At 45.4% G+C, this 12,838-nt stretch carries 12 protein-coding genes; 9 read left to right on the forward strand and 3 right to left on the reverse strand.

The genetic code is table 11. The features are described 5' to 3' along the window. Window positions 1-77 precede the first annotated feature (77 nt). From DXD12_RS05225 to glf, 8 genes are all read left to right on the forward strand, one after another. Window positions 78-365: a hypothetical protein gene (locus DXD12_RS05225; RefSeq protein WP_118637702.1), complete on the forward strand. Its 288-nt coding sequence runs from the start codon at window positions 78-80 to the stop codon at window positions 363-365. A gap of 76 nt (window positions 366-441) precedes the next feature. After that, a complete protein-coding gene (locus DXD12_RS05230; RefSeq protein ID WP_118637704.1) occupies window positions 442-801 on the forward strand; it encodes a hypothetical protein in 360 nt (119 codons plus the stop codon). Window positions 802-806: 5 nt separating this feature from the next. Then, the gene (locus tag DXD12_RS05235) at window positions 807-1,559 is read left to right on the forward strand and encodes a hypothetical protein (protein ID WP_118637706.1); all 753 of its coding nucleotides are present in this window, start codon (window positions 807-809) and stop codon (window positions 1,557-1,559) included. A 125-nt stretch (window positions 1,560-1,684) separates the two neighbouring features. Then, complete coding sequence (locus tag DXD12_RS05240) at window positions 1,685-3,193, forward strand: hypothetical protein (protein ID WP_118637708.1); 1,509 nt, start codon at window positions 1,685-1,687, stop codon at window positions 3,191-3,193. A gap of 179 nt (window positions 3,194-3,372) precedes the next feature. Beyond that, on the forward strand, window positions 3,373-3,528 hold the full coding sequence (locus DXD12_RS15780; RefSeq protein ID WP_118637710.1) for a transposase: 156 nt from the start codon (window positions 3,373-3,375) through the stop codon (window positions 3,526-3,528). Window positions 3,529-3,797: 269 nt separating this feature from the next. After that, on the forward strand, window positions 3,798-4,577 hold the full coding sequence (locus tag DXD12_RS05250) for a helix-turn-helix transcriptional regulator (protein WP_118637712.1): 780 nt from the start codon (window positions 3,798-3,800) through the stop codon (window positions 4,575-4,577). A 32-nt stretch (window positions 4,578-4,609) separates the two neighbouring features. Next, a complete protein-coding gene (locus DXD12_RS05255) occupies window positions 4,610-5,236 on the forward strand; it encodes a hypothetical protein (protein WP_147354012.1) in 627 nt (208 codons plus the stop codon). 17 nt (window positions 5,237-5,253) lie between these two features. Then, complete coding sequence (glf, locus tag DXD12_RS05260) at window positions 5,254-6,366, forward strand: UDP-galactopyranose mutase (RefSeq protein WP_118637716.1); 1,113 nt, start codon at window positions 5,254-5,256, stop codon at window positions 6,364-6,366. A gap of 536 nt (window positions 6,367-6,902) precedes the next feature. On the opposite strand, the gene DXD12_RS05265 is transcribed toward glf, so the two are convergent. The 3 genes from DXD12_RS05265 to DXD12_RS05275 are packed head-to-tail and all read right to left on the reverse strand — an operon-like array spanning window position 6,903 to window position 11,315. After that, window positions 6,903-8,003 (reverse strand): alginate O-acetyltransferase, encoded by a 1,101-nt coding sequence (locus DXD12_RS05265; protein WP_118637718.1) that lies wholly within the window; start codon window positions 8,001-8,003, stop codon window positions 6,903-6,905. Between the two features lie 27 nt (window positions 8,004-8,030). Next, window positions 8,031-10,574 (reverse strand): HAMP domain-containing sensor histidine kinase, encoded by a 2,544-nt coding sequence (locus tag DXD12_RS05270; RefSeq protein WP_118471600.1) that lies wholly within the window; start codon window positions 10,572-10,574, stop codon window positions 8,031-8,033. Window positions 10,575-10,619: 45 nt separating this feature from the next. Continuing rightward, window positions 10,620-11,315: a response regulator transcription factor gene (locus tag DXD12_RS05275; protein WP_022360531.1), complete on the reverse strand. Its 696-nt coding sequence runs from the start codon at window positions 11,313-11,315 to the stop codon at window positions 10,620-10,622. A gap of 435 nt (window positions 11,316-11,750) precedes the next feature. Between DXD12_RS05275 and DXD12_RS05280 the strand changes: the two genes are divergently transcribed. After that, window positions 11,751-12,713 carry a beta-ketoacyl-ACP synthase III gene (locus DXD12_RS05280; RefSeq protein WP_118637720.1) on the forward strand — a complete coding sequence of 321 codons (963 nt, stop codon included), beginning with the start codon at window positions 11,751-11,753 and terminating at the stop codon, window positions 12,711-12,713. Window positions 12,714-12,838: the final 125 nt, after the last annotated feature.

The following is a 12,838-nucleotide window of genomic DNA, read 5'->3' on the forward strand; positions in this document are numbered from 1 at the left end:
TATGATTGAATTTTCTACCTTTTCGGCGGTTATTATTGAGAGTATTTTAGTCTTTGTTGTTAGCCGGCTGCCCGGTAATGTTCTATGCAAAAACATCTATGTCTCAAGGTGAAATAGAAGCAGCATTTTATGAAAGAAATAATCAGATTAAAAAAGCACCCGGGCAGTACGGCTCAGATGCGGATAAAAAAGAGATGGAAACAGACGGAGATAAATTAGTCTGGATTTCTGTAAGTGAACTTCCGGATTGGGATGTATATTCGGATGTAATCCGATGCAGAAAAAATGGAAAAGAGGAGTATTTAAAAATGGTTCCATCGGCATCCGCCTGCGTTGAGATGCTGAAAGAATATATGAATTTGTAAAAGGTATTTTTGCTGATTACTATAAAATTGGAACTTATGAGGGAAATCGGGAAGAAAGAATCATCGGAGGTATCCTATGCAGAGTACATTAATTCGTTTTACGGACAGCAAGTTTGCTGATTCTTATAGGACCGGAGATTTGTATTTGTCATCTATATCAAGTTTTTGGGATCTTACGAAGGATACACTGCCATATGATCCAGAACTTGTTAAGCTGCCGGAGGCGGAGATACGAAAAAGATTAAAGGAGAAAGGTGCAGCGGAAGGAAGACAGGATTATTCGGAAGGTGTTATGGCACAGATACCCAGAGATAGAATTTCTCAAGTATTTGGCGATATGAGAGATCATGTTATACATGATGTGCGTTTCAGATTATCGGCATATAAATATTGCAATATCCTTTGTTTTTCAGGATTGATGCGGAGGATAGTTTAACCGGTTTGCTGGACGAGGAGAATGTAAGCTATCTTGCGAAAGACATGGGAATTATGATTACACCGGAAGAATTGACGTCCGATGCAGAGCTGGGGCGGGAGCTGGCTGATAGGGTGGGCTTTAAAAATGCTGCGTTGTCACCGCATCTGACGCATACAGTGCAGCTTCCATCCGTTTCTATGAATGACTTTGGTGATACGGTTATAGTGATTAAGAATGAGGTGGAGTTTCGAAGAAGAATCATAGCTGCTGTGAAGCAGTTGGGCGATCATTGTATCATGGGAGATATTCGTTATCATGAGTTGGAGGATAGAGTGGATCCATCCACATTAAGTAAGCATTGTGTTTCATTGGTATCATCCGGATGCGGTGATAATAAAGAATTAAGTAAAAATTGGCTTTCGGAGAATGAAACATTCGATGTTTCTATGCTTGATGGAATAGAGAATATTTATTGGAGAGGCTGTCTTGATAAATATGATCGATTTGCAAAGCAAAAGGAATGGAGAGTCTGCTGGCTGCCTTCAGAATTGAATTATGAAGCGAAAATACTTCATGTGGGATCACTGGAGGATATCATAGACATAGTACCGACAAAAGACATTAGAAGGTATTTACTTAAAAAGTATTCCGGATATGTTCCGGGGATAATAACAAATAATAGAAGAACCATAGCTGGGACGGAAAGCTACGGGGCATTTAAAACGCGTATGAGGGATATAGATGGTACAGGAGAATTTGTGATGGAAATCGGATAGAAAGAACACCGGGACAATCTTGAAGGTTTTCTGGTAAAGAACCGAACGGAGACGATAGAAGTGGGCATATTTGATATATAAAAGGTAATTTGATTAAAGATATATTGAAATAAACGGAGGGGCGTATGAAATTAGGTTTTTTATTTGGGGCTGGGGCTGAAGTTGGATATGGATTACCATCGGGAGGTAAATTTGCTCTTGATATTTTTCGGTATGATACAAGTAAAAGCAAACAAGCCTTTAAAAAAATGAGAGATAACGTAAAAACAACAACCAGATATGCGACGAAATGGTTGCCGAATGGATTTAAAGATAAGAATATAAGTTCATTTGGAAAATCAGTTTTTCAAAATATCGTAAAAGATACAGTAGAGCATAACAGGAAACAGATTATAGAACGGATTAATGATTTTGATAAAATTGCAGAAAATGAAGCGGAACAATTAAAAAAAGAGGGAATAGATATTAATGCAGTATTAGAAAATAGTCTTCAAACAGAACTTGATAATGTTCATTTGAGTCAGGATATATCTTTTATAAAAGAATTCAGTGATGGAAATAAACTATTTGATAGTATGTATTTTTCTGCATTGCTATTAATTTATAAGAATAAAGATTTTTCTTCTGAAGTTGAACGGAGGGAGTTAGGGAAAATCTTACTTTCAATTATGCAGCTGCATATAGGAGCATTAAGCGAATCCCTTACAAGAAAAATTAATGATGGTGTGTTCGAAAAGAAAGATGATGAAATTGATATTTTTGATGATATAGGTGAGATTATCCAATTGAATTATGCATCGTCAGGATTGAGCGGTATGGAGTATTTGCTAGAAAAACAAAAGGCGAATACAACGACACAAGCCGGGCAGGTTTTACGATTTGCACAAAATATCATTGAGGCGCTCTATGCGGTAGTGTTGGATTACAAATCATTGATTGATTCAAATTGGCATTATTTGTATAGTCCGGAATCTGACTGGGCTAAGTTTTGTAAGATATGTATTTTCCTATTGAATGTTAGAAATTATATTTCAGAAATTGCTGAAAAAGCAAATCCATGCACGAAAACAGGATATTATCATGTATTAAAGGATGCATTGGATGCAAATATGTTTGAAATATCCATGATAGCGACAACTAATTATAATGAATTCATTAAAGATATTTTAAAGCAGGATATTGCATTTTTAAATGGTTCTACAGAATTGTGGTATGATCCATATATAAACAGGATTGGTACAAAAGAAGCCCTTACTGATGTGGAAAAGCATATATTAGTTCCTTTAATGTTTACTCAGAGTGGAACAAAGCCTATGACATCAATAGATATGTCTGTCCGGTATGTTGAGACCTATCAAGCATGGAGAGAGTCTGATGCAGTTGTCGTAGTAGGCTTTGGTTTTGGTACAGATGATGAACATATTAATGGAATTATTCGTACCCTTCTTGATATTGATAATAAAACAATTATTATTATAACTCTTGATCAGCCTACAGATGATGCGACACTTTCAAAGGAATACGCACAGAAATTAAAGACTTTGAAAGCCGATCAAATTAAAATTTTGAGAGTTAATGAAGTGGGTCAGGTAATAGGGACGGAGAAAAAATGGACAGAGGTTCTAAAGGGGTAGAATTCAAGATGTGTACCTCCTTTAAAATGAGGATACATCATATATTTTTATCCGCATACTTTTTTCAGATATACCATGCGTAACGCTATAAAACAATGAAATGTGCGGATAACAAAAGTCTGCGTGTGCGGATACTCCATAGATCCGTCTGTCCATAAGATCGAGCCGAAACACCCAGTGTGATTTTTGTACAAAACAGAGAACCCATTATACAGGCGAATGAAACGACCCTTAAAGTGAACCGGGATGGCCGAAAGGCCGGATCATCCAGCTATATGTGGGGCTACATCACCGGAGAATATGATGCCAGTGGGAAAAGATCGAGTATCTTCTAAATAGAATTGCTTGAAAGGGTTTCTCAGAAAAAGGACAGCACGTTTTCGCTGGAGGATCTTATGCCGTGGTCACTGAAGCTACCAATGACCTGCCGCAAGATAAAATAAAACATTGGAGCCGCCTCAAAAAGGCGGCTGGTTTTAGTGGCAGGTGTGTGGTTTATCATTTACAAGGGGGATTTTGCTTTGCTAAATTTTTTGCTTGACAAGTGTGGATAAAAGTGAGATTATGACAATATAATGACATGTCACTAAAAGGGGAGGCATCTATGGCAGGAAGATCAATTCAGGGTAGTGAAGCACTTGCAGCAAAGATAAAGAGTAGAAGAAATGAACTTGGTCTGACGATCGAGGAAGCTGCGTTAAAAGCGGGAGTAGGAACGAAAACATGGAGCCGGTATGAAGCGGGAGAATCGATCCGTATGGATAAGTGCAAAGGGATTTGTAAGGCATTAAACTGGCATACATTTCCAGATGAGGAAGTGGATGAACGAATTGAGACGGATGAGTATCGGGAGCATAGGGCGTGGTCGAGCTTTTTGGAAAAGAATTTTGGTTCCAAAGCAGCGATGTGTTTTGCGGCAGGCAGCGATATTTTATGGGATAATATTAACCAGGATATGGAAGAACTGGCGGCTATGCCAAAAGGTTCTCATATTGGACAGCTGGGAGTTTCTTGGTTGAAAGAGGATCTTCCAGAGCAGTTTTTAGTGCATTATGATTATGAGTTCTTATACCGGATGAAATGTGTTCTGTATGAGATGATTGAGTGGGCGCATGAAGGAAGTGATATGAACGCGCACACGGTTTTACAGGAGCTAATACTTTATCTTTGTAATGAAGAGGCAGAAACGCTGATAGAAATGTGCGGAGGATTAGATGAGGCGGAAAAAGAGGAGGATCTGGACTCGGAGGATTGGGTGTTTGACCTGCTGGATGATGAGGATATTATAACATGCCTCTATTCGAATCGATATTTGACAGAGGATAATATATATCATTTTTCTCATTGGGATGAACAGCAGTTTTGTGTGGATTCAGAAGCATAAATTAGAAAGCGGGTGTAGGGATGCTCGAAGAAATGAGCTGGGAAAAAGTATATGAATTATGGAGGCACGGGAGTTATTATTTTCCGGAAAGTTTATCAGAACCATTGAAAGCTGAACCAGTTTTTGTCAAATATGCTCATTCAGGTCGATATATATACGGTTATGACTGGCTTCAGAAAGAGATAGGAGAACAAAGAAAAGAATTGATTGCGAAAGACCCTGCGCAATTTTTAGTTTCGCCATTATCAACGAATAAGGGAACGATTCAGACTGCGCAGATGCTGATAGAAGCCAAGGATGAGGAGGAACGGGCCGCGATATGGATTGCAGCAACAGCGGCAGAATTGATGGATACGAGGTTAGAAATCAGCACGAGTCGTTATTTGTGGAGATTAAGGGATGCTGCGCTGCTATTTCTTAAAGAGCGTTATATATTATGGCATCATGCAATGAAAAAATTAGTTCCAGAGATTATGATCCCATATTCTGTGTTGGGCAGTGTACAGTGTGATCGAGAAGAAACAGCTATGGGATTAATTCAGATGAATGTTTTGATGCTGAAAGCTACTTACATGCTGTTGAGATATTCATCAATAAGTGAGGAGGAAATCGAAAGGGAAAAGGTGGCTGAGAGGAAAAGCTTACGGCTAGATGAGTGAAAAAGGAGAAAACCAACATGTACGATTATTTAATAGTAGGCGCCGGTCTCTACGGTGCCGTCTTCGCCCATGAGGCGAAGAAAGCGGGCAAGAAGGTTCTGGTAATTGACCGCCGCCCGAATATTGCAGGAAATGTCTATACAGAGCCGATGGAGGGCATCCAGGTCCACAAGTATGGCGCGCATATTTTCCATACGAATAATAAAGAGGTCTGGAGTTATGTGAACCAGTTCGCGGAGTTTAACCGTTTTACAAACTCCCCGGTGGCGAATTACCACGGCGAGCTGTATTCCCTGCCGTTTAATATGTACACCTTCAACAAGATGTGGGGTGTCGTGACTCCGCAGGAGGCAGCGGCGAAGATCGAGGAACAGCGCAAGGCAGCAGGCATCACGGAGCCGAAGAACCTGGAGGAACAGGCGATCAGCCTGGTTGGTACGGATATTTATGAGAAGCTGATCAAGGGCTATACACAGAAGCAGTGGGGAAGAGAGTGCAAGGATCTTCCATCCTTTATTATCAAGCGTCTTCCGGTCCGTCTGACCTTTGACAACAACTATTTTAACGCCCTGTATCAGGGAATCCCGGTGGGCGGCTATACGAAGATGGTTGCCAATATGCTGGACGGCATCGAGGTTCGCCTGGAAGAGGATTATTTTAAGAATAAGGCTGATTGGGATGCGATGGCAAAGAAGGTAGTTTACACCGGCGCGATCGATGCGTATTTTGAGTATTCGCTGGGTGTTCTGGAGTATCGTTCCGTGCGCTTTGATACCGAAGTGCTGGATATCCCGAATTTCCAGGGCAATGCGGCAGTGAACTATACGGATGCGGAGACTCCGTGGACGCGTATTATCGAGCATAAATGGTTTGAGTTTGGCAAGGATGCCGATGGCAATGACCTGCCAAAGACGGTCATCAGCCGCGAGTACAGTTCTGAGTGGAAGTTAGGCGATGAGCCGTATTATCCGGTCAATGACGCGAAGAATGGTGCGCTGTATGAGAAGTACAAAGAGCTGGCCAAGAAAGAAGATAAAGTGATCTTTGGCGGCCGTCTGGGCGAGTACAAGTATTATGATATGGATGCGGTGATTGCTTCGGCGTTGGAGCTGGTGAAGAAGGAGCTGTAGGAGAATTTTTGATTTTTATCCGGATCGGCGGATGGTTTCGGAATCATGAAATGGATGGGAAGCTATCTGCTGATTCAGATAAAATGGTGAAATGAAAATTGCAAAATTTTAAATTGCTAAAAAATTGCAATTTCGCTTGAATCTTACGGATTATAATGTTATATTATATATAAAGGATGCCACCGATAGACGGTTTGGTTCCCTAGTGATTAAGACAAGAAAATAGCCGCAATCGTGTCAGGATGGGCGGCTATTTTTTTGCGCTTTTTTCTACATCTTTGCCAAGTGAATATCCGGCTTTGAAGCAAGTTGCGCCGAAACTCAAAATCGCTAGTACAATTCCAATGATTTCCATATGGCATCCCTCCTCTCAGGTAGATTCCCTTGCAGGTATCTATGTAATCAGAGGGTACGCAGCCCTCTGAAAGAGGACCAAGCCGCCTACCGTGTTATGGTGGCATCCATAGATTGATTGTATCACATTTCTTTTAAATTCGAAAGTTTTTTTGCACTGTTTAAATAAAAAAATGCACATATTATTTTTGCGTGGGCATCAATTTCTCCAAATCCTCCATCATTCTCCCCAAATCCCGTTCCACCACCTCATACACCAGCACATCCGGCTTATTTTCGTTCAAAAATTCCGGATCGAATGCCTGCCAGTGATAGAAATCGGTATGCGCGAAGTATTTCGGCAGCCCTGCCAGTAGGGCAGTGCCGAAGGAGTCGCGGTAGATCGTGATGCGTCGCGGGTCGGGCGCCTGGTCTGCTGAGATGTGGGCGATGTTGCCATCGTCGGAGGCACTGTCGTAGTGGATGGTTACATTGTTTCGGTAACCGGATACATCTGCTTTGGTATCGTCGCACATGGATTCTGGCATGTGGAACAGGTTTGCCAGATCGCCCGGATCGCGTGGCTCATAGGTGACAGTGACGTCCTCGATCGGCGTGGAGGTGCCGCCAGCGGCATCGATGATCTGCCCGGAGACGAGAAATCCGGCAGCATCGTTCCAGTGGGTGTCGGTTTTGAAATACCACTGATAGTCCCGGCGGTTTTTGAGCTCCGGGTATGGATTGACAACGGGGACATTTGTGTGCATTTCCAGATAATCGAGCAGTTCACTGCGGCGGGTAGGTCCGTCCGGTGCGGTGAAGCCATCCGGGAGGAATTCGCTGTATACGCCTTCTTTATTGGGAGCACACAGAAAGATAAATTCGGTGCCTTTTTCTTTCCAGGCGTCGTGGACGGTCTGGAGTTTGTCTGCCAGCATCTGGAGTTCCCCGGAGGAAAAACGGTTGGTGCCGAGGAAGTCCTCGACAGAGCTTCCGAGCGTGTAAAAGTACCAGCCATCTTTTCCGGTGATGACGTCCTGCGAGTCTCCGAACTGGAATAAGGAGAGGTTTAAGCGGGCGTTCAGGCTTAAGAAGCGGTTGCGGAACGCCGCGTGGTCGTTGATCCAGTCCTCAACACCGGATGGAAAGGTATCGATGGTTTCCAGCGACAGAGTTGGAAATGCCGCCAGACTGCGGTTTTCGCCGGTGCCCTCATCGGCTGTGGTTTTCAGGATAGGAAACAGCAGGTTGGGGGAGAGGATGCAGGCGAAGAAGACTGCGATCATGATATGAGTGCGTTTCATAGGATAAAGTCCTCAATTCATAAATTTTTATTCATTTCTTGAATTTTCCGTAGTGTTTATGGTTTCATTGATAGCATTTTCGGAAGATTCGCCGTTTACCTCTTTTTGAATAGTAGCTTCTTCCGGTATATTTGTTTTTTTCAGTTCATCGTCCTTTTTCGGCTTTTCAGCCGCTTCGGAAGCATCGGTTTCTTCTATTATTTCTGCGTCCTCCACCGCCTTCTCCGTCGTTTTCTCCACCAAATCAAACGTTACCTGCGCCTTAAACAGATCCCCATCGATATACAAACTAAACTGCCCGTTCTGCAATTCCGTCAGATCTTTGGCGATCGATAGTCCCAGCCCGCTTCCCTCGGTGGTGCGGGCGACGTCGCCGCGCACGAAACGTTCGGTCAGCTCGTCGGCACGGATGTTGAGCGGATTGGCAGATATATTTTTGATGGTGAAGACTGCCTGGCCAGCAGTACCGGTTTCTGGATTTCCGGGAACGCGGGCGAGGTCTACGTAGACGCGGCTGCCCTCCATCGCATATTTGCAGACATTGTTGTACAGGTTTTCAAGTACGCGCCACAGGCGGCGTCCATCGGCGCGGATCATCAGCGGTTCCCGCGGGGCATTGATGATGAGCTGCAGATGTCTGGCATCCAGTTTTTCTTCAAATTCGCCGTTGGTCTGAAATGCCATCTGGACGAGGTCAATGTCGGTAAATTCAAGCTTCACATTGCCGGAGCTTGCCTTGGATGCCTCGACGAGGTCTTCAATCAGTGTTTTGAGACGCTGAGATTTCTGGTCGAGCACATCAAGATAGGCGTTGATCCGCGCATCTTCAATATGTTCCCGTTTCATTAGGTTTACATAATTTATAATCGAGGTCAGCGGCGTTTTGATGTCGTGTGAAACGTTGGTAATCAGGTTGGTTTTGAGGCGTTCGCTCTTCATTTTCTCCTGAAGGGCGGTTTCAAGACCGGAACTGATGTTGTTGAGTCCCTCTGCCAGCGTGAGCTCCGGACCGTCAAATTCATCGAGATCAAGCTGATAGCTGGTCTCCCCGGCGGAGAGCTGGCGGACGGCATCGCGGATGGATTCCTGTTCGCTTGCCTGCCGGAACAGTATGTAAAAGATCCACAGGTTAAACAGCAGAAATACCAGCACAGTCAGACCTGTCAGCAGGTAAACAACGTATAAATTTGCATACACGCGGTCCCAGAAATACCAGGCAAGGCTGATAAGCGCTGTGTTGATTGCAAGATAGAGAACAAATCCGATGCCTAGGCGGCTGCGGAAGTTCTGCCGTGTTTTGAGGATCAACATTTTCTTCTGAATCCGGCAGATCAGGCTGGAGGTCCACAGGGTACCGGCGCGGTAGCGGCGCAGGAGGCTGAAAAAGAGCAGCAGTCCGCCCAGATACAGGACCAGCGCCTGCAGGCTGTGATCGGAGAAGTACCAATACTGCGATGGAATGACCAGATGCAGGATGCGGATGAGAATCAGGTCGCTTACAACCAGGGCGATCGCGGTCATGGCGGCAAAAAAGACGATGCCGGTTTCAGTGCCGCTCTTGTCGAAGCCGTGCAGCGTCACGTCGAAGCTGCGGTAACTCTGGTAGCCGGACACCCGGAACAGAAACAGGAAGCTTAAAAGCAGTCCGATCGTTGCAAAGATTGTCAGTGCAAATCCGGTCAGATACAGGTGCTGCCGGTGCAGGTATGCGGTATGCGTGCGCGCGTAAAGGTCAGTGACTGGATAATTTGTATCGATTCCGATCAGCAGATAATAGTCGCTGCCGGTGTACGGGTTATTGGATGCCAGTGCGGAAATGCTGCTGAGCGGGATCGCTTTCATGTTGGTGTCGTAGAAAACGGAATTGCCCGGCAGGTACGCGTAGCGCCCGTATTCCTTGACATTTTCCGGTGTCAGGGAATCGGTGTTTGTAAACTGGGTTGTTTCGCTCTGATCCGAATCTGGCTCCGTGTACTGGATTTTAAAATGCAGGTTGGATGGATTGGCGACGAAACGGTTATACACTGTGTAATAACGATGCAGTGTGTCCATGATCTCGACCGCCGCATCCTCCAATGTGCTGCGCTTCCGGCTGGCAGAACGGTAGCTGTAGATCCGCTGCGGCTCTTGAACCGACCATTCGACGTAGCCTTCGCGGCTCTTGACGCCGTCTGCCGGTTCAGAAACCTTCTGGCAGTTAAAGTCGTCGTCGAGCTGGTACCCCATGGATTCCAGATAGGAAATCAGGGAGGACAGGGAGAAATTTTCGGTCTCGCTTGGTCCAAAGGTCATTTTGAGCATCCGGCGCGAGAGGTCGATCGAGCTGTCGGCACCGAAGACGTCCTGATATTCCATATATAGGAAGATATCGTTCAGATCGTTATTAAATTGTGTGTTAAATTCCGCGGTGTCCTCATAAGGAACCGAGCCAATGCCGGTCAGCCCCAGCCCGAAATTTCCATTGATATACATGAGGCTGATACCGATGAGTCCCAGAATCAGGAAAAACAGATGCGCGAGGCTGGCGATCCATTTCTGGATCTGCATCGGAATATGTGAGAGTTTTGTCATAAATTTTGCAACTCCTAACTTCTGTTAGATGGATGATTCACATTTTTACTGCTTCTCAATTTTATATCCAACACCCCAGACAACCTTCAGATAGCGCGGCTCCCTCGGGTTAATTTCGATCTTTTCGCGGATATGGCGGATATGAACCGCAACTGTATTGTCCGCGCCGATCGCCTCCTCATTCCAGATCGCCTCGTAGATCTGGTCGATGGAGAAGACTTTTCCGGCGTTTTTAACGAGCAGAAGCAGGATGTTGTACTCGATCGGTGTCAGCTTGATGAGTTCGCCGTCCACGGTTACTTCCTTATTTTCATCGTTGATCTGCAAGCCGCCGCATTTGAATACGTGGTTGCCCATCTGATTGTTCATATTTCCCAGCTGCGTGTAGCGGCGGAGCTGAGATTTCACGCGGGCGACCAGTTCCAGTGGGTTAAACGGCTTCGTGATATAATCATCTGCCCCGATATTTAAGCCCAGAATCTTGTCCGCATCCTCAGACTTCGCGGAAAGAATAATGATCGGGATGCTGCTGGTTTCACGCACCTTCAGCGTCGTCCGGATGCCATCTAACCCTGGCATCATAACGTCCAGAATCATCAAATTCACGGTGTGCGTTTTTAAAAGTTCCAGTGCCTCCGCGCCGTCATATGCCTTGATAACCTCAAATCCCTCACCGGTTAAGTATATGTCAATCGCTTCCACGATCTGTTTGTCATCGTCACATACAAGAATACTCTGCATAGCAACTCCTCCTTTTAATAGGGTAATATATAGTATACAAATTTCTGTATAGATACAATAAAGATACCTATGTCTTATAATTATACAACGAAAAAGGAAACCGCGGTATCCTAATTTTTATGTATTTCAAGTGATGCGTATTTCAGGAGAAGAGCCGCCCCCAATCTGTAGGAAACATCACTCGCGCCGGCACTTAGCGAGGTTTTTTCGAGCTTAGTGTCCGCTGCAGCGAGTGCAAGAGCGAGAGCGTTTTCCGGAAGATTGGGGGCGGCTCTTCTCTGTCCGGGTTGCGTCTTCTCACCAGAATCCTGCCGTTCATTTACAAGTTATCCTTGACAAACCCCAGATTCTCCGCTACACTCTAAATTAATTTGAATATCAAACCATTTGAAATTAAAACTATCTTTTATAGAAGAAGCGGAGTTAAACGAGAAAATGACAGCTAGAATCATTGGAATCGGCGCGTATGCGCCGGAGCAGGTTGTGACGAATCAGGATTTGACGAAATTTCTTGATACAAATGATGCCTGGATCCGGGAACGGACGGGTATTGGAGCCAGACATATCTCGACGAGCGAGGGAACCTCGGCGTTGGCGACAGAGGCGGCGAAGCGCGCGATCGCGGACGCGGGCATTTCTCCGGAGGAGATTGAGATCGTGATCGTGGCGACTTCTTCCCCGGATCGGGCGTTCCCGAGTGCGGCGGCGGATGTACAGGGAGCCATCGGGGCGAAACATGCGGTGGCGTTTGACATCACGGCGGCATGTTCCGGATTTATTTACGCCTTACATATTGTGCAGGGATTTATTCAGGCGGGCATCTATAAGACGGCGCTGATCATCGGTGCGGAGACACTGAGCAAGGTGTTAGACTGGACGGACCGCAGTTCCTGCATCCTGTTTGGCGATGGCGCGGGCGCGGCGGTTGTCCGGGCGGACGAGACGGGTGTGGTGAAGACGCTGGTCGGCAGCGACGGAACGAAGAACGACGTTCTGTACTGCCAGGCGAGAAGTCTTGAAAACTGTCTGACGGGCGGCAAGCCGGAGCTTGGTTTTATGCAGATGGACGGTCAGGAAGTCTTCAAGTTTGCGGTGAAGAAGGTACCGGAGATTGTGAATGCGATTCTGGAGGAGACCGGAACGGACCGCGAGGCGGTACAGCATTATCTGCTGCATCAGGCGAATATCCGGATTCTGGAAGCGGCGTCGCGCCGTCTGAAGGTTCCGATGGACAAGATTACGGTCAATATCGAGCGCTACGGCAATACGTCGGCGGCTTCGATTCCGATTCTCCTGGATGAAATGCACCGGGACGGACGCTTAAAACGCGGCGATACGCTGGTGATGGCAGGTTTTGGCGCGGGTCTTACCTGGGGCGCGGCATTGATGACCTGGTAGGTGCCTGGAGAAGCAAAAAAATATATAGTAAAACTAATGTACATTATCCCATTTTTTGATAAAATATAAGAACAGTGATTGCATTTTTGCGGTCACAAAAAGAAAATTCATTTAAAAAGGAGATT

Origin of the sequence: Clostridium sp. TF11-13AC (assembly GCF_003481065.1) — a bacterium.
Taxonomy (GTDB): Bacteria; Bacillota; Clostridia; order Lachnospirales; family Lachnospiraceae; genus Otoolea; species Otoolea fessa.